The organism is Psychrobacter sp. UBA3483, assembly GCF_002377905.1.
Classification (GTDB): domain Bacteria; phylum Pseudomonadota; class Gammaproteobacteria; order Pseudomonadales; family Moraxellaceae; genus Psychrobacter.
Genome location: NZ_DFQS01000017.1, coordinates 12,359 through 31,142 on the forward strand (window position 1 = coordinate 12,359; position 18,784 = coordinate 31,142).

Annotated in this window: 16 protein-coding genes; 6 read left to right on the plus strand and 10 right to left on the minus strand. The window is 43.8% G+C overall.

Annotated elements, in window-relative coordinates; genetic code table 11:
- Positions 1–2 precede the first annotated feature (2 nt).
- A complete protein-coding gene (feoB, locus tag B2866_RS03020) occupies positions 3–1,940 on the plus strand; it encodes a ferrous iron transporter B (RefSeq protein WP_296190599.1) in 1,938 nt (645 codons plus the stop codon).
- Between the two features lie 181 nt (positions 1,941–2,121).
- Here the strand turns inward: feoB and B2866_RS03025 are convergent, their stop codons facing one another.
- Both B2866_RS03025 and ftsY read right to left on the minus strand, forming a co-directional pair.
- Positions 2,122–2,694 (minus strand): methylated-DNA--[protein]-cysteine S-methyltransferase, encoded by a 573-nt coding sequence (locus B2866_RS03025; protein WP_296190601.1) that lies wholly within the window; start codon positions 2,692–2,694, stop codon positions 2,122–2,124.
- A 62-nt stretch (positions 2,695–2,756) separates the two neighbouring features.
- Positions 2,757–3,668 carry a signal recognition particle-docking protein FtsY gene (ftsY, locus tag B2866_RS03030; RefSeq protein WP_296190626.1) on the minus strand — a complete coding sequence of 304 codons (912 nt, stop codon included), beginning with the start codon at positions 3,666–3,668 and terminating at the stop codon, positions 2,757–2,759.
- An 867-nt stretch (positions 3,669–4,535) separates the two neighbouring features.
- On the opposite strand from ftsY, the gene B2866_RS03035 reads away from it, so the two are divergent.
- The 3 genes from B2866_RS03035 (at position 4,536) to B2866_RS03045 (ending at position 7,976) form a co-directional block, all read left to right on the plus strand.
- Positions 4,536–4,688: a hypothetical protein gene (locus B2866_RS03035; protein WP_296190602.1), complete on the plus strand. Its 153-nt coding sequence runs from the start codon at positions 4,536–4,538 to the stop codon at positions 4,686–4,688.
- A 111-nt stretch (positions 4,689–4,799) separates the two neighbouring features.
- Entirely contained in the window at positions 4,800–6,371 is a 1,572-nt protein-coding gene (locus tag B2866_RS03040) for a M16 family metallopeptidase (RefSeq protein WP_296190604.1), read from the plus strand.
- 51 nt (positions 6,372–6,422) lie between these two features.
- The gene (locus B2866_RS03045; protein WP_296190605.1) at positions 6,423–7,976 is read left to right on the plus strand and encodes a M16 family metallopeptidase; all 1,554 of its coding nucleotides are present in this window, start codon (positions 6,423–6,425) and stop codon (positions 7,974–7,976) included.
- A gap of 113 nt (positions 7,977–8,089) precedes the next feature.
- On the opposite strand, the gene B2866_RS03050 is transcribed toward B2866_RS03045, so the two are convergent.
- On the minus strand, positions 8,090–9,079 hold the full coding sequence (locus B2866_RS03050; protein ID WP_296190608.1) for a D-Ala-D-Ala carboxypeptidase family metallohydrolase: 990 nt from the start codon (positions 9,077–9,079) through the stop codon (positions 8,090–8,092).
- Between the two features lie 275 nt (positions 9,080–9,354).
- Between B2866_RS03050 and rodA the strand changes: the two genes are divergently transcribed.
- Together rodA and B2866_RS03060 are read left to right on the plus strand one after the other, a co-directional pair.
- Entirely contained in the window at positions 9,355–10,497 is a 1,143-nt protein-coding gene (rodA, locus tag B2866_RS03055; RefSeq protein WP_296190610.1) for a rod shape-determining protein RodA, read from the plus strand.
- Positions 10,498–11,442: 945 nt separating this feature from the next.
- Positions 11,443–12,063: a septal ring lytic transglycosylase RlpA family protein gene (locus tag B2866_RS03060; RefSeq protein ID WP_296190612.1), complete on the plus strand. Its 621-nt coding sequence runs from the start codon at positions 11,443–11,445 to the stop codon at positions 12,061–12,063.
- Between the two features lie 167 nt (positions 12,064–12,230).
- Here B2866_RS03060 and radA read toward each other — a convergent pair whose 3' ends face one another.
- The 7 genes from radA to hfq form a co-directional block, all read right to left on the minus strand.
- Entirely contained in the window at positions 12,231–13,667 is a 1,437-nt protein-coding gene (gene radA / locus B2866_RS03065) for a DNA repair protein RadA (RefSeq protein WP_296190614.1), read from the minus strand.
- 288 nt (positions 13,668–13,955) lie between these two features.
- Positions 13,956–14,666, minus strand: coding sequence for an LPS export ABC transporter ATP-binding protein (gene lptB, locus B2866_RS03070; protein ID WP_296190628.1), 711 nt, complete (start codon positions 14,664–14,666; stop codon positions 13,956–13,958).
- A 188-nt stretch (positions 14,667–14,854) separates the two neighbouring features.
- Positions 14,855–15,424: a lipopolysaccharide transport periplasmic protein LptA gene (gene lptA / locus B2866_RS03075; protein ID WP_409520887.1), complete on the minus strand. Its 570-nt coding sequence runs from the start codon at positions 15,422–15,424 to the stop codon at positions 14,855–14,857.
- 118 nt (positions 15,425–15,542) lie between these two features.
- The gene (lptC, locus tag B2866_RS03080; protein WP_296190618.1) at positions 15,543–16,127 is read right to left on the minus strand and encodes an LPS export ABC transporter periplasmic protein LptC; all 585 of its coding nucleotides are present in this window, start codon (positions 16,125–16,127) and stop codon (positions 15,543–15,545) included.
- Positions 16,124–16,690, minus strand: coding sequence for a KdsC family phosphatase (locus B2866_RS03085; RefSeq protein WP_296190620.1), 567 nt, complete (start codon positions 16,688–16,690; stop codon positions 16,124–16,126). Before B2866_RS03085 ends, lptC begins: the two co-directional genes overlap by 4 nt.
- Before the next feature lie 112 nt (positions 16,691–16,802).
- Positions 16,803–17,795, minus strand: a complete 993-nt coding sequence (locus B2866_RS03090) for a KpsF/GutQ family sugar-phosphate isomerase (RefSeq protein WP_296190621.1) — start codon at positions 17,793–17,795, stop codon at positions 16,803–16,805.
- 249 nt (positions 17,796–18,044) lie between these two features.
- Positions 18,045–18,581, minus strand: a complete 537-nt coding sequence (gene hfq / locus B2866_RS03095) for an RNA chaperone Hfq (protein WP_296190623.1) — start codon at positions 18,579–18,581, stop codon at positions 18,045–18,047.
- Between the last annotated feature and the right edge of the window lie 203 nt (positions 18,582–18,784).

Sequence of the window (18,784 nt, forward strand, 5' to 3'; positions counted from 1 at the left end):
AAATGCCAAGTACACAAACACAAGCCGAAACCCGCCCTATTAATCTTGCTTTAGTTGGCGCCCCTAATTGTGGTAAAACCGCTACTTTTAATGTGCTGACGGGCTCTAAAGCAAAAGTGGCCAATTATTCTGGTGTCACTGTCGATAAACGCAGTGCCACACTGCTTGGGCATGCTACGGTCAATATTATAGATTTGCCGGGTACTTACAGCTTAAAAACCACCAGCCTTGATGAAGAAGTTACGCGTAAAGTGCTCTTTGGTCAGATGGCAGGTGAGCCAATACCAGATGGGATAATTTTTGTGGCTGATGCGACCAACCTGCGAATGTCATTACGGATGCTGTTGGAACTCAAAAGCTTAAATTTGCCAATCATAGTCGCGCTCAATCTGAGCGATGTGGCAGAAAGCCGAGGATTGATAGTTGACGAAGCGATACTATCAAAGGAGCTGGGCGTTGCTGTCGTCAAGACGGTGGCAATCAAGCGTCAAGGCTGTGAGCAGTTGCTGGTTTTGGCAGATGAGTTTATTGAGCATATAAAGCATAAAGCTCAGCCTGTGCGTTTTTTCAAAGCTGATAGCAGTGGTAATCATATCGATAATGGCTTTAATAACATTAACACTGATACGCAAGCGATGTATAAGAGTGCTGATGATATTCTGAGCCGAGCGGTGATAAGCGCACAACGTTTGCCAAAGTGGCATGAGCGCATAGATTATTTGGCATTGCATCCCGTCATTGGGGTCATTATTCTATTAACGATTCTTTTTATTATATTTCAAGCTGTCTACGCGTGGGCAGAGCCGCTGATGCAAGGCATTGAATGGTTGGTAGCCAGTCTTGGAGCGCTGTTAGTCGACTGGCTACCAGATGGGATATTACAAAGCCTGCTCGTGAATGGCGTCGTTGCTGGCGTGGGTAGCGTCGTGGTGTTCGTGCCACAAATCACCCTGCTATTTTTATTCTTATTAATACTAGAGGACTCAGGTTATTTACCGCGCGCCGCTTTTTTACTGGACAACTTATTGTCTAAAGTAGGCTTATCTGGACGCTCATTTATTCCCTTACTGTCAGGTTTCGCTTGTACGGTGCCAGCGGTTATGTCGACCCGCACTATACCCAATCATAAAGAGCGTTTTGTGGCGATTGCTGTATTGCCCATGCTGACGTGTTCGGCGCGTTTGCCGATTTATGCGCTGATTATTGCAGCGGTGATTCCCAATCAAACCGTCCTAGGTGTTTTCAACTTACAAGGTATGACCTTATTTGTATTGTATATTGCAGGTATTTTTTCAGCGGCGTTTGTATCGTGGCTATTCAAACGCTTTCATAGCACGACGTCAAAAGCGGCAGCGTTTCCCTTATTGATGGAGCTACCTACTTATCGTCTGCCAAATATCAAACATATTGCCAGTGAGCTTTGGGACAAGGTAAGTGCCTTTTTAATGAGAGCCGGTACAGTCATTTTTGCGCTGACGGTAATATTGTGGGTATTGGTTACTTTTCCCGCAGCCCCGATTGGCGCGACAAACCCAGCGATTGATTATAGTTTTGCTGGTATGCTTGGGCATATTATTGAGCCGATTTTTGCGCCCATTGGTTTTACCTGGCAGATGTGTATTGCTTTAATCCCAGGACTTGCCGCTCGCGAAGTAGTCATTGCCGCGCTTGGCACGGTATATGCGGTCGGTAGCGTCGGCGATGAAGCGGTCAATCAAACGCTTATCCCGATCATTCATACACAGTGGGGATTGGCCACTGCTTTTTCATTTTTAGCCTTTTATGTTTACGCGCCGATGTGCTTAGCCACACTAGCCGTTATTCGCCGCGAAACCAAGTCTTTAAAGCAAACCATCGCCATAGCCAGCTATTTATTCGTATTGGCTTATTTAATGGCGTGGCTCACCTATCGGATGACAGGACAAATTTTCGGATTTTAGAGAGGTAATGATGAGTACATTGGTAGAATATTTATTGGTGTTTATGATGGTGGTCTTGTCCATTTATTATGTATGGACCAAGGTAATCTTTAAAAAGTCGAAGGATTGCAATGGCTGCGGCAAATGTTCTAAATAATCAAAATATTTATAATCAGAATTTTTAGCTTATTAAAGAAAAACCTTAGCGCTTGACCTTAACCCCTTCGAGCGTCAGCAAGTATGTTTTCTTATCTAAGCCGCCAGTATAACCACCTAACTTACCATCGCTCGCAATAACACGGTGGCAAGGAATGATGATGCTAAAGGGGTTTTTGCCATTGGCATTGGCTACCGCGCGAAAGCCTTTAGGATTGCCAACTCGCTGCGCCAGTGTGGCATAACTAATCGTTTCACCATGCGGTATCTGTTGCAGCTGTTGCCAGACGCACTGCTGAAAATCAGTGCCTAAGCTTATGTCTAATGGCAAGTCGAATGCTTGACGCTCACCTTTAAAATACGCTGCTAATTGCTCAAGCGCTTCTAGAAGTAACGCCTCAGCAGGCTCGGTTTTGCTTAGGTTATTTTGAGCGATAAAGGTAAAATCTTGATCGACAAGCCCATAATGCTTTTTAAGCTTAAGAATAGATTTTGAGCGATGCCAAGAATCACCCACCTGCAGCCAATTGGCTTCGACCAGCTTAGGACTGCTATGCTGATGCGTACTGGCAATCAAAGCCAACTGGTGCGACTCAACCGCTGCGATGGTGACTATCATAATTTTTCCCTCTAAACACTCATATTTTTGACACTTACTTATTGTAAAAAACCTATAGAGCGCTACTCTTTATCGTCAGTCTCAAATAAAGCGGCGACAAACTGTTTTGGACTAAAGGCACGCAAATCATCAATCGACTCACCGACGCCAATATAACGAATCGGCACATCAGTGGTTTCAGCGATATTGAATACCACACCACCTTTCGCCGTACCGTCTAGCTTGGTAATGGTAATACCGGTTAATGGCACAACCTCATTAAATAGCTCGACCTGATTGATGGCATTTTGACCCGTGCCGGCATCTAACACAATCATACCTTCGTGCGGTGCACTTGGATCGGCTTTACGCATGACGCGCACGACTTTTTCAAGCTCCGCCATCAGGTGGGTTTTATTTTGCAAGCGCCCTGCCGTATCAGCAATTAATACGTCGATATTTTTTGCTTTGGCAGATTGCATCGCATCAAAGATAACAGAGGCGCTGTCAGAGCCATGACCTTGGGCGACCACAGGAATGTTATTGCGCTCACCCCAAATTTGTAGCTGTTCAGTTGCCGCCGCACGGAACGTATCGCCAGCTGCCAACATAACGGACTTACCTTCACCTTGTAGACGCTTAGCAAGTTTACCAATAGTCGTCGTTTTACCAACACCATTCACGCCCACTACCAAGATAACAAAGGGCTTTTTACTGGTATCGATGATAAGTGGCGCAACTTTTGGCGTTAAGATATCAACCAGCTCAGTTTGCAGTGCTTTATATAATGAATGCGCATAAATCAAATCGCCACGGGCAGTTTGCTCAGTCAGGCTTTTAATAATACGATTGGTGGCATTGACACCGATATCAGCGACCAACAGCTGGTCTTCCACTTCTTCTAATAGCTCATCGTCAATCTCTTTACCACCGATAAGGATACTAACCATCCCTTCGGCAAGATTTTTACGTGACTTACTCAGTCCCGTCTTCATGCGATTAAACCAGCTGCCTTTTTTGTTATTTTCTGCAGCCTGTTTTGACGCTTGCGACTCTTCTGGTGTTGTTGTCGGCTGCGGTAGCTCGCTCTGTGCTTTACTTTCTACTTGCGCCTTATTGAGAGCATGGCTATCACTATTTTTAGAGTTGACGCTCGCACTGTCGCCTAAATGAGCTTGTAGAGGCATCGTAGGAATTTCGGTTGTAGACGGAGCCGAAGTAGCGTTTGTATTAGCATTTGCGGCGTTTTCTACAGTAGTTCCTAAAGTGTTTGTAGCTAGGCTTTGTTTTTCGGTCTCAACAATCGGTGTCGCTAGTGGTAGGTCTGCCACTGTATCGGTAAATGAAGTATCTTCAGGCTCATCGATAATTGGCACCGTTTGCGCTGGTAGACTGGGTAAGGTAATATCATCGTCATCCAAATCATCAAGACCGCCGTCAAGGTTAATGACCACACGATTGCTATTATTGGGATTATTCATAAGCTTGCCCTAAAAGTTATCATTATCAGTAATTTGTTTTAAAGTAACTCTTTTTAAAGTAACTGTCTTTAAAATGACTATGCCGCCCGCTTATTATTTAACGGGTGATTATTTTTAGTCTAGTTTAGCATAATTCAAGCGGCGCTTAGCCTTTGCATCAAAGCACTTTATCAAACATAAAAATATCTCTATCGTTATCAAACACTACAATGCTGATTGGATGATTGATATGACGGGCTGCGAACATATATAAGCAAGTTTCGCTTAAGGTTTGGACACAAAAATCCGACCTTTAATAGATCAAACTTCGCCTACCCTTAGCATGCATTATGCCACCATATTTTGTTTACTTTATTTGGCCACTTATATCAGGAATGACCCATGTTATCACTATCGAATAACTATAAAAAAACAACCCAAATAGGCGCGGCCTTGCTGCTTGCTACCCTGGCATTATCATCGGCAGGCTGTAGCACCACACAAGAATTTAAGCCGACTGCTACCGTCATGGTTGGGGCGCACAAGTCCTTATAATCGTTTTATATTAATCATAAAGACGTAGATTACTATAAGCATAAATATACGCCATTGGCACTCTATAACTCAGTCACTTATCAGCTACCTTTTATATAAGTAGAACCTATCATGCCCTCATCTTTACCTACTATCTCTTTACGCCTTGCCTGCGCTTTAGCAATGGCCACTACCCTTGCTGCTTGCCAAACCAGCGCACTCTCTTCGACAAATGAAGTTGCTACGACTAAAAATGCCGCAACAACACAGGTAGTGAATAAAAATCAAACGTTAGAAAATACCGAGCAATCTTCAGCACTGGCCATGGATATGTCTGGTCGCCATGAATACAAGCTCGAAAATGGTTTAAAGGTAGTGGTCAAAGAAGACCACCGCGCGCCTGTGGTCATGACTCAAATTTGGTATCGCGTCGGCTCAGCAGATGAGCCAACCAATAAAGGCGGCATCTCTCACGTGCTTGAGCATATGATGTTTAAAGGCACCACTGATGTGTCAAGCGACGATTATGAGCGTTTGATTGCCAAATTTGGCGGTGTTAATAATGCCTTTACCAGTTACGACTTTACCGGTTATTACGAGCTATTCCCCGCCAATCGCTTGCCGTTAGCCTTAGAGCTAGAAGCAGATCGCATGAAAAACTTAATATTTGATGACAAGGCGTTTGCCAAAGAGCATCAAGTGGTAATGGAAGAGCGTCGTCAGCGTACGGATGACAATCCGATTGCCAAAGCTTATGAGTCATTTCGCTTGCTGGCAATGCCAAACAGTCCGAAAGGCGAATCGGTCATTGGCCCTATGAATGAGCTTGAATCAATCACCCTTAACGATTTAAAAGACTGGTATAAAATCTGGTACGCACCTAATAATGCGACGTTGGTTATCGTCGGCGATGTCGAACCAACCGAAGTACTGGCACAGGTCAAACGCTATTTTGGTGAGCTAAAACCAAGCGCGCTACCCAAGCGTCCTGCGGTCACGCAAAAGGGCTTTCGCGGTTATCAGCAAGTAGAATCCGAGCAAGCGGTACAAGTGCCTGTTTTGCTGATGGGTTATAACGTGCCCAGTCTGGTAACAGCGGGCGCTAATAACGAGAAGCAAGCCTATGCGCTGTCGCTTGCGCAAGATGTATTAGATGGTGGTCTATCCGCGCGGCTAGAGAGCAGGCTGGTACGCGAGCAAGGACTACTTACCACAGTTGGTACGTCTTACGATTTGCTCGATCGCGGCGATGGACTGTTTTTGATACAAACAACCCCGCGCGAAGGCGTCAGTTTAGCGCAGGCACAACAAGCCATTATCAATGAGATTAATAAGCTATCAACCGACCCAATTGCTGCCGATGAAATCGAGCGCGCCAAAACCAATACTGTCACCGGCTTGATATACGCACAGGATAGCATGGAAGGTCAGGCGCGTATGATTGGCTCGCTGCAATCTATCGGTCTTGATGACAGGCTACTGGCCAAATTGCCAACCAAGCTTGATAGCGTAACGATTGCGGATATACAAGCGGCAAGTAAAAAGTATTTGGTCAAAGACAATTTAACGGTCATGCATATTATCCCGCCTAAAGAGACTGCCAATAGAAATAAAGTTAGCCAAAATAAGATAAGTAAAGACACCGTTAGTAAAAATATTGCTACTAATACCGCTACTAAAGAAGCGGCAAGCAAAGCTAAATAACATCAATGTGCTATCCAACTACCTTGGCAAAAACCCGATACTGATGACCTTATGAATAAGAAGAAAGACATGACGCAAATACCTTTTCTCAAAAAAACCAAACTATCTTCTCACTTCAAGCAGCTGCCCTATTTGGGTGCTTGTGCATTCTTTGGGATGATGAGCTTGACTACTATTGCGCAGGCAGATATGGCAGGTGGCGAAGATGCTCGTACGCCCGCTGCTGCAGTCGATACCAGTGCGCCTATTGCCGCTCTGTCTAAGCTGAGCAGTCTTGAGAATGCCAAACCTTTAGAAGTCTCGGTTCCAAAAATTCAGAGCTTTAAGACCAAAGCCGGTATTCCTGTGCTTTTCGTGCCGACCACCACCCTACCCATTGTCGATATTGATTTGCGCTTTAATGCCGGTAGCGCGCGTGATGGTAGTATCAGTGAATCAGGCTTTGGTATCGCCAATATGACCGCAACGATGCTTGAACAAGGCTCCAAACGCTTAGATGAAAACGCGTTCACGCAAGCGGTCGAGACTTTGGGTATCAGTTTAGGTAGTAGCGCCTATAAAGACATGTTTATTGTGTCGTTGCGTAGCTTATCTGATGATAAACATCTACTGCCTGCGGTTAACTTGATGACACAAATGCTTACTGAACCGAGCTTTGATGAGCAAATATTAGCCCGTAATAAAGCTCGCTTACTGGTCGGTTTACAACAGCAAAAGCAAGACCCTGGCAGTCTTGCCAGTATCGCCTTTAGCAAGGCATTGTATGGCGACCATCCTTATGCGCATCCATCAGTTGGCACATTGGAAACCGTTCCTAATATTGAAAAACAGCATTTAATTGACTTTAAAAACCGTTATTTAGTTGCTGCTAATGCGTCACTGGCTATGACAGGAAATTTGACTTTGGCACAAGCGAAAAATTTAGCTGAAGAAATAACGGCGGGCTTGCCAGCGGGTGAAGCGGCGGCTGCCCTGCCCGAACCGAAGCCGCTAACCCAGCCTCAGCATATCCATATCCCATTTCCTAGCACCCAAACCACGGTATTAATGGGACAATTGGGCGAAAAGCGCGCCACCGACCCGCAAGCACAGCAAAAGCAAACCAACTTTGCTGTCGGTAATGAAGTGCTAGCAGGGGGCGATTTTAACGCGCGTCTGATGACCGAAGTCAGACAAAACCTCGGTTATACTTATGGTATCTCAGGCTCGATGAACCCGATGCTGGCGCGCGGACCTTATCAGATTGGTTTTTCTACCCGTAATGATAAAGCGCGCGCGGCGATTGATGCCAGCTTAGATGTGATTAATAAAACCTTGGATAAAGGTATCACTAGTGATGAGATGAGATTGACCACCGACAGTTTAAAAAATAGCTTTCCGATGGGTTTTGCCAGTAATGCTGGAATAAACGGTCTGCTTGGTATGATGAATTTTTATCAGCTACCAAACAGCTACCTAACCAATTATGTCAAGCGTATCGAACAAGTAAAACTGTCAGAAGTCAACCAAACTCTGCGCGACACTCTAAAGCCTAATAACTTTTTGATTGTGACTGTTGGCGAGGTCAATCCGTGGGATGAGAAGAAGCCTAAGAGAAAGTCGTAGAATCCATCGCTTATTTTTACAGACGCTTAAAAAATAGCTTAATAAAAAAGCTCAGTCAGTAATCACTGGCTGAGCTTCTTTAATTCACGATATAGTCTTTAGCGATATACTATTTAATAGCGACAAGCGGAGCTGCTACTGGCGTGATTAAAGCCCCATTTGCGATAACCATCGGTATCAAGATGAATAGCACCAGTAGAATACAGCCCTAAACCAAAGTTATGCGACTGACCTTGATATTGCCAAAACTCGCATAGACTATCTTGCATGCGACTCAGCTGCCATTGATTGCCTTCATATTCAGGCACCCAGATATCCATCGCGCCTGCGGTCATGTGCTTACTGGCATTTGCCCCGCCCGCGCAATTATTTAATCCCGGACTGCGATAGACTGAACGTATCTCGGTACTAGCAGGTAAAATACCTTGGCTTTTTAGCTGACTGTAAAGCTGCAAAGTCGGTACCATATTTGCCCAAAGTTCCTGCGGCGGTAGCTGATAAGGCTCATAACCACATTTATCCCAACTACGAGCAGTCGTCAACAGTTGAGATAAAGGCGGTACATTTCTTGCGCCGACGCGTGAGCTTAAATAGCGTTGATAATTGGCCACTTGGCTTGCGCGGTAACTATTACTATTTAACCACATGTTAAAATCCATACTGGTAAAATCGTTATAATTACTATTTCCAAAGTTATTATTACCAGTACTATAGGTAGTGTTATAACGTGGTGTCCCTCTGTTGGTAATGACGCGTTTATTTTCTTCTATCGAGACCCCACTATCGAAATTAAACTCACGCTGTTTTTGTTGAATCAGTCCTTGCATACTATCGCCGCCAAGGCCATTTGACCCACTTCTGCCATCGCTGAGTATGGTCGCGCCGCCGCTATAGCTATTACTTTGACTACCGTAACTCCCAGCAGGCGTGATGTAAGCATTGCTGCTACTATCGGTCGCGCTACTGCCATGACGTATTTGGATGCGGCGCTCACTATTATCACTTATAATAGCCGCCTGCGCAGGAATACTGCTGGCACAAACACCTAGGACGATAATAGGCTTATAAATATGCCTATAAATAGATTTTTTTGTCTTTATCATTACCAGAAACTACCGCTAAAAACGTTTTATCGATACTATCAAATTTTAAGCAAGCAGGCTAAACTATCGCAGCGAATTGATGGTCACCGATTCGTTATTAACACTTATCCTTATAACGTTTATATTGTCGTTACTTTATTACGGGCAAGTTACAGGATTCACCACCAAATCCCTGATTAAGCTACCGAATAAACATTTTTCCCTCGCTGATTGCTTACTTATTGTTTGTCAAAGCAGACTTTTCTTTCACGCCAATTGTTAGTCACATTTTGCCTATGCCTTCTAACCTACAGTACCGTTTTTCCCGTCAAAGCCATCATTTTGGTCAAGGTCATGCGCCGACGCTTTGGCAACGTATCCATATTGATCCGTGGTTGACCTTATTGCTATTAACCGTTTGTTGTATTGGTTTGACGATTTTATATAGCGCAGCAAGCCAAGATACCGACATGGTTATCCGCCAAGTCATCAGTTATGGCGTGGCATTTACGGTAATGTTTACTATGGCGCAGATACCGCCTAGCCTCTATCGTACCTTTACGCCCATATTTTATGTATTGGGGCTGATATTATTGGTATTGGTCGACATCATTGGCGAGGTGCGTATGGGGGCGCAGCGCTGGATTAACTTACCCGGATTTGGCAGTGTCCAGCCTTCAGAGTTTATGAAGCTTGGTATGCCAATGATGTGTGCGTGGTTTTTATCCAAACGTGACTTACCGCCATCATTATCAAGTATCGCCATCACCTTAGCGTTAATTGTCGTGCCGGTATTATTAATCGCCAAAGAACCTGACCTTGGTACTTCCTTGCTGGTCGCCGCCAGTGGCATTTTTGTGTTATTTTTAGCAGGACTATCATGGCGCTTGATTGCCAGTGCGGTAGCATTAGCAGTGCCATTGGTAGCAGTTGCTTGGAACTTTTTATTGCACGACTACCAACGTACGCGCGTTTTAACGCTATTCAATCCTGAAGCTGACGTCCAAGGTGCCGGATGGAATATCATTCAGTCCAAAACCGCCATTGGCGCGGGCGGTCTCACTGGCAAAGGCTATTTAGAAGGGACGCAATCGCATCTACACTTTTTACCAGAAGGTCATACTGACTTTATTATTGCTGCCTTTTCCGAAGAGTTCGGTCTGCTTGGCGTGATATTGTTGATGTTTATTTATGCCTGCGTGCTTATACGTGCTTTATATATCGCATTTTCGCACCCTGATGTTTATAGTCGACTGCTGGCAGGTGCAATTGCGATGTCTTTTTTCGTGTATGTTTTTGTCAATGTCGGCATGGTCGGCGGCATCCTACCCGTCGTTGGGGTGCCTTTACCTTTTATCAGTTATGGCGGTACTGCTATTGTGACGTTAATGGCAGGTTTTGGCCTACTGATGTCAATTCATACTCACAAATCTAGCTAAGTCATAGCAGGTATTATTTACAATCTATTCACTTGTAAAGTTCATTACTGATAGCCAGTATTACAGCCAACAACCATTATAGATTTGGGTTGAAATGTCTATATAACTCCCTTATATAGACAGGGTTAAAATGATACGTTAACAAATTAGCCTAGAAATTGAAGCAAAATGCGCTTGGCTAAGTAATAGAATGTAACAACGAAATTGCTCAAATTAAATGGATATCTGCTTTTTTAAGCCTTTCTCATTTGTCATTAATTCTACATAAATTACTATTAAAACCTTAACTTTCTTGGTTCAAGAATAACCCTAAGTCATTGTTTTATATATCTATATTATCTTGAAAAAGCTATCTAAATACCTACAAAGCTCTATTAATGACCGATTAGTACTGTTAGGTTTTATTCCTTGTTTTTTACAAATAATTGCGTTACCCTCGTTTTATTGTAGTTTGATACACAACGCGTACATAGCTACTAAGAAAGATATCATTTAATTATATTGCAGTTGTAGCTCGTCCGTATAGTTAGCAAATTGTAGATTTTGGGCTTGCAAAGTCACTACTTAATTAACGGTTTAATAACAAAGTAATACGCAACATACTTTAAACCCTTTATTAACTTAGCAATGCAAAAAAGTCCTTTATCGATTGGTGCAACCTTACTTTAGGTGTTTGATTAATATTGTTAACTATCATTTGAGCGTGTCATAAGTGGAATTGGACAGTCGTCTATAACGATAACCACCTACCACTTATGATGATATAAATGAAAATTACCATATATTAGAGCTTATAAAAGTCCATATTTATTATCATCGTGATGAGATAGAAAGATGATAGAGCGGCTTTAGAGTTTGCGGCATTGTTAGAGTGGTCTAATATTGTCTCGCTCCCTCTAAGAGGTTTTAGAGTTAGGTTCTAATGTATATGCTATAGAGGTATTTATGAATAAGCGTTTATCTGGTTTACTTACAATGTCAGCCGTTTTATTTGCTGGCTCTGCAATCGCTACTAATGCAAATGCTGTAGAATCAAAAACCTCCCTTGCAATGATTTCGCAAGATAACGCCTCCCGTATTGACCGTGTACTCGGTGAACTTAGTCGTCAACATGACGGCGCATCAAGCTTAGTTAAGTCTGCTCGTCAGCCCACTTCATTAGCGCTTAGCAGCTCACTGCTCGCCAGCGACACCGCTCAAGTGTCTAATGATGAAGATGTTTTAGAACGCTTAACGGCGGTAGCCTCTAACTCTGTAAGCAAATTTAAACAAACTGGTTTGGCTTCTTGGTACGGTCGTCAGTTTCATGGCCGCAAAACTGCCAGTGGCGAAACCTTTGATATGAATGGCTTAACCGCTGCTCACCGCTCATTACCATTAAACTGCTACGTTAAAGTGACCAATAAAACCAATGGCAAAAGCGTCGTCGTTAAAGTAAACGATCGTGGTCCATTCCATGGTAACCGTGTGATGGATTTATCATATGGTGCGGCCAAGCAACTAGGCATTACCAATAAAGGTGTGGGTAACGTCTCTATTGAGCGTGTTTCAGGCCCAGCCTCTTAAACCATTAACGTTTTAGACCATTCGCGGTTTAAGCCTTTAACGGTTTTGTACGGTAAAGATGGCATAATATTAGTGTTAAATAAAAAGCACCTAACTTTACTAAGTTAGGTGCTTTTTTGTTTTTAGCATTTGACGCTAAATAGTTAACATGGGACAGCTTTTAAAAACTATAACTCAAATGCGCTTTCAATCGCATCATCGAGACGCTCGACCGCAATGACGTTGATACCCTTAAACTGCGGCGCATCTTTGGCAGGCGCATTGGCCTTAGGGATAATCGCGTGTTTAAAGCCGTGTTTCATCGCCTCTTTTAGACGCTCTTGTCCGTTGGGCACAGGTCGAATCTCTCCTGATAAGCCGACTTCACCAAAGACGGCAAGTGATGACGGTAAAGGCTTTTCTTTGATACTAGAGGCACAAGCCAATAGCACGGCCAAATCGGAACCGGTTTCTATTACCTTGACACCGCCGACAACGTTTACATACACATCTTGTCCGCTGGTATGGATACCGCCGTGACGATGCATGACGGCAAGCAGCATTGATAGGCGCTGAAAGTCAAGCCCTAAAGCCATACGTCTTGGTGAGCCTTGTGAGTCATCAACCAAGGCTTGCACTTCGACCAGCAGGGGTCTAGTACCTTCACGGCTCACCATCACCACAGAACCCGCTACGGGCTTATCATAACGGCTTAAGAATATCGCTGAAGGATTGGCGACTTCTTTAAGTCCCATATCGGTCATACCAAAAATACCCAGCTCGTTGACCGCACCGAACCGGTTTTTTACCGCACGTATCATACGAAAACGTGAATCAGATTGACCTTCAAAGTATAAGACCGTATCAACCATATGCTCAAGCACACGTGGCCCTGCCAACGTCCCTTCTTTGGTCACATGACCGACTAAAAATAGTGCCGTGCCAGTTTGCTTGGCATAACGGGTCAAAATAGCTGCCGACTCACGAATCTGACTGACGCCGCCTGGGGCAGAATTAATGGCATCGGTATAAATGGTCTGAATCGAGTCAATAATAGCAATCGCCGGCTGCTCTTGTGTTAAAGCCGCACAAATAGTTTCAACATTGGTCTCCGCGAGCACACGCAATCTATCCGCTGGCAAATCTAAACGCTTGGCGCGCATCGCTACTTGGGCGAGCGACTCTTCACCCGTCACATACAGCGCGCTACCTGCCAATGAATCGGCTTTTGCCATATTAGTGGCTGTCTGCAAAAGAATGGTTGATTTGCCAATACCAGGGTCACCGCCGATTAAAACAACTGAACCGGCTACCAGTCCGCCACCCAACACCCGATCAAACTCACTAATGCCAGTGGGCAGGCGTGTATCTAGCGTCACACTTACCGCATTTAGCGGCATGACCGCACTGTGTGTACCCGAATAATTACCAGCCGGCGCACCTGCACTACGAGAAACGGCTCGGCTAGCATTCGGTTTTGAAGTATTTTTATTGTGGTGCGGCATACTGACATTCGGCGCTTCAACCAAACTATTCCATTCACCGCAGTCTGTACACTGTCCCGCCCATTTACCAAAATGCGCCCCGCACTGTTGACAGACATAACTGCTTTTATTTTTTGCCATAACGTATGAACCTTATTGAGCTGGTCAATCGAAAGTAATAAATCGCGAATAATAAATGAAATTCTAGAATGCTCTATATGAGCTTAAGTGTAAGACTAAGAGAAAGGATAGATATGCCTTTTTTAATAACGAGGCATTAGGTTATGAGAGGTAGATAGCAATTTATAGTGGGCATGGATGTTAAGAGAAAATAGCCAAATATCCGCCGTACCATACAATGACCAGATATTTGGCTAATGGTTCAAACAAGGCTTTATACAGACTCACCTCTAGTAAATAGCGAAGTGCTTATACGCGAAAGTCTTTACCAAGATAGACAGATTTTACCAAATCATTCTCTAACACTTCACATGATGTCCCTTCAGCAATGATCGCCCCTTCTGAAACGATATAGGCTTTTTCGCAAATCGCTAAGGTATCACGCACGTTATGGTCGGTGATCAGCACACCAATACCGCGATTTTTTAAGGTTAAAATAACGTCTTTAATATCACTAACAGAAATAGGGTCAACACCAGCAAACGGCTCATCTAATAAGATAAATTTTGGATTAGCCGCCAAAGCACGCGCAATCTCACAGCGGCGACGCTCACCACCTGAGACACTCATACCCAATGATTTGCGTACATGCTCTAAATGGAACTCGCCGATCAATTTTTCAAGCTCCTGACGCTGCTCAGAAGCACTTAATTCTTTACGAGTTTGTAGAATAGCTAAGATATTATCTTCAATCGATAGTTTACGGAAAATAGAGGCTTCTTGCGGCAAATAGCCAATACCGGCACGGGCGCGCTCATGCATGGCATATTTTGATAAATCCATTTTTCCTAAGGTAACGCGGCCCTTATCCATATTAACCAGTCCCACCACCATATAAAAACTGGTGGTCTTACCCGCGCCATTTGGACCTAGCAAGCCAACGACTTGACCTTGTTCAACGGAAAATGACACATCTTTTACCACCCAGCGTTTACCGTAGCGTTTGCCTAAATTTTGCATCGTTAAACGGGCGACAGGCTCGGAGCTATGGGTTGCCGCTACAGAACCATTATTAAGCTCGTTGCTATGAATTTCATTGGTCTTAACAACGTTGTTTTTAATATCGCTCATCACTTACCTGTCAATTACTGTTAAAGTTGCAAAATTTCTAGTACTGCACAGACTGCTTATTAAAAAAAACACCGTGCTTAGCGTATGCTGCTTCGGTTGCTGTTGTTACTAGGCGGGAAGACCAACTCTACGCGCTGACTGCCACCAGCAGTTGCCTCTACATCGCCTGCCTTTAAGCTATAACGAATAACGTTACCGGCAAAACTTGCGCCATTTTGTACCAATTTTGCATTACCTGTGAGCGTCACGATACCCGTGACCGCATTGTAATCGATTTTATTGGCTTGCCCTTTTGCCAAGCCCTTTTCTTGTGTTACTACCTGCTGCATAGTCGCTGGACGACCGGTTGCGACTGCTGAATTGATACTACGGCCTTGTGAGAGATTGACCGTAATATCATCTGCAGTCATTTTAAACGTACCCTGCGTAATCACGACGGTACCCGAATAGCTGGTAATACCTGTACGTTCACTATAAGTTGCCTTATCAGCCAACAGCTTAATGGGCTGATTGGCATCTGATGGCAAAGCATGGCTGTATAACGGCAACGCTAACAACATTACCATTGGCAGCGTGCGCAAAGCGCTTGTTACTTGGATAGGGCGCGTCGATAGCAAGCGTAAAGTAGGCAAAAAAGTAGATTTCATAAAAGTTACTCGTATCATTATGGGTAGTGGCGTTTGCAAACTTCCTGCTAGGTGCGGCTGTTAAATAATTAAGCCGTTAAGTTAATACTAAAGTGCCGCTAATATGGCGTGAACGCTATTAAAATAAAGCTTTATCTTGGCGTTTCGCGGGCGTAAACGCAACGGCAACTTGACCAAATTCATAGTCACCGGTCTCAAGGTTGGCTTTCATACTCGATGCCTCAAAGCGGTTCATACCTTGTTCGACTTTTACTGGCTCATCACTATAGACTTGACCTGTTTTGGTATTACCTTTTAAGGTAGTGCCTGTTACTTTAATCGGCTCAATATCAGACTTGTCGGCCTTCTCTTCACTGATTAAAGAAAACCCTCCTGCTAAGCTCATCTCACCTGTCTGTTGACTGATGGCAGCACTACCTGCTTCTACACGATAGCGCTGCTCGTCTGATGGCTCCCAGTTCATCGTGATGCCTTTCATCTCGTCTTTATTGGTCACGGGATTATGGGTCAAGGATTCTGCACTTAGTTCGTACTCAGTCTCGCCCTTTTCATTAGTTTGCACCGCTTTAATGTCAGTGGCTTCATAATCGACATCCGTCGCTTCCATACTAATGGGCGGCGTAATCTCCCCTTGCTGCTTAAAAAACCAGCCAGCAATCACAGCGATAATCAACGCCAAAACGATTAAAACACGAGTATTCACGACAAGTTATCCTTAGGTTTGGCTTCATCAAGCGTGTAATGCGCAATAAAATCTTGATAATGACCATGACCTTTTAAAATAAGATCACATACTTCCCGTACTGCGCCGGTACCGCCTGCACGCGTGGTTACCATATCACTGCGTTTTATCACCTCTTGATGAGCATTTGGGACAGTAGCAGCAAAACCAACGGTTTGCATCGCTTTAATATCCGGTAAATCATCGCCCATATAAGCACAATCGGCAGCTGTGATATGAAGCTCAGAATCAAGCGTCGCTAATAGCTCATTTAGAGCAATTAGCTTATCGTCACGACCTTGAACGATATAGTTGACACCCATTTCAGCAGCACGCTTGTCTACCATAGGGCTACTACGACCAGTGATAATTGCAGTCAAAATACCATAGCGTGCCAATGATTTAACGCCGACGCCGTCCTGTACCGAAAAGGCTTTGGTCTCAATGCCATTGGCATCGTAAATAATTTGACCGTTTGACAAGATACCATCAACATCCATGACCAATAACTTTACTTGTCCGGCTTTTTTTATTAAGTCTTGCATCAGTTTTCTCTTATTAAGTATTTTCTTATTAAGCTTGCTTTTATTAGAGCTTTTTCAATATATTACTTCCTAGATGTGCTAGTTCTTCATACAACTTGTATTAAAATAATACTTACTTGACACCGGCTTGTAATAAGTCATGTACCGTAATGATGGCTTCCAAACGCTGTTCCTCATCGATAATCAGCAGCTGACTAATGCCATTTTCATTCATCACACTTAAAGCATCGGAAGCGCGCATGTCTTTACTAACGAGGCGTGGGTTGCTGACCATCAGCTCATGCATCGGGGTTTGTAAGTCGATGCCTTTTTCTAAGCCACGACGTAAATCACCATCGGTAAATACGCCGACGACTTTTTGCTCGTCATCAGTCACCACTGTCATACCTAAACGCCCAGCAGACATGGTAAATAAAGCGTCTTGTAGCGGTGCCTGTTGATTAATAAGCGGTAAGTTTTCTGAATTGGTATGCATCAAATCTTCAACCCGCGTCAATAATTGGCGTCCTAAGGCACCTGCAGGATGCGATAACGCAAAGTCTTCTGAAGTAAAATTACGTGCATGCACCAAAGCCACAGCCAACGCATCGCCCAATGCCAAGGTCGCTGTGGTACTAGAAGTCGGGGCAAGGTTGAGCGGGCAAGCTTCTTGTGATTTACCTAGCGTCAAAATGATATCCGCCGCTCGTGGTAGCATACCGCGTTTGTCTCGGCTAATACTAATCAGGGGAATATTTAGACGCTTAACCACGGGCAGCAGCATTCTAATTTCATCTGACTCGCCCGAGTTTGAGATAGCCAGTAGGACATCGCCCTGTACCAACATCCCCAAATCGCCATGCCCCGCTTCCCCAGGATGCATGAAAAACGCTGGCGTGCCCGTAGAAGCAAAAGTCGCCGCTATTTTACGACCAATCAGACCCGATTTGCCCATCCCGGTCACGACAACACGTCCTTTGCAGGCTAGGATAATATCGCAGGCTTGAGCAAATCTATCATCGATTTGTTCCGTTAACAATGCTAGCGCCGCCATCTCCGTATGAATTGCTTCGATAGCAGTGCTAATAAATTGTTGATGGGTCAGGTTGCGGTGCGGATTACTCATACGTTAGCTCTATATTTTCGATGAATCAATGAAACATTTTACTATACTATGGCTGATATTAATAATATAGGGCAAGACGTCGCTTTCATCATTGCCTACTTATTAAATAGTGTAAATAGTCGCTTGCGCAGCCATGATTATACGTCTATTTATACAAAAAAAACCCACTATAATTAATAGTAGGTCTTAATCAGCTATACAACATTTTAATAACATACTTTCAATTAAATAGACATTAGATAACGTTATTTATTGATTGCTATCATCTATATCATCGTTTGATTTGTTTTCAAACATAGCATTGTCTGAGGAATTGTCGAAGCCACGATCTTGACCAAAGCCCCCACGCTCAAATCCGCGCTCCTGACCTTGTCCAAAGCTGCCACGCTCAAAACCACGATCTTGGCCTTGACCAAAACCGCCACGATTAAAGCCACTACGATTGGCAAAGCCGCGCTCTTCAAAACCGCCACCACCAGCAAGGTTACTACCACGCTCAAAACCACTACTCATACCACCTTGGTAACCAGCGGGTGCGCCAGTTGAGGCTTGCGTACCAGTACCAGTCGTCGTACTGCTTCTAGGATTACGGGCTGGTACTACTGTTGAAATGGCATGCTTATAAACCATTTGACTCACTGTATTTTTTAGTAAAACCACGTATTGATCAAATGATTCAATTTGACCTTGCAGCTTAATACCATTGACTAAAAAAATCGAAACAGGAATGCGATCTTTGCGTAACGAGTTCAAAAACGGATCTTGTAAAGTTTGTCCTTTTGACATGACATCTCTCCTAAATATTATATAATTATTTTTAGTGCCAATTATTATAAGTATTGCTTTAATTATAGTGGCTAAGGGCAGATACAGTAATAAGTTTTATTTATAAAACGTATCTAAATAAGCACTAATTCTTGTTAAATAATTTCACTTTACCGTGAATACGTTATTATTGTAAATAATTAAACCCCACTCTCAACTTCGAA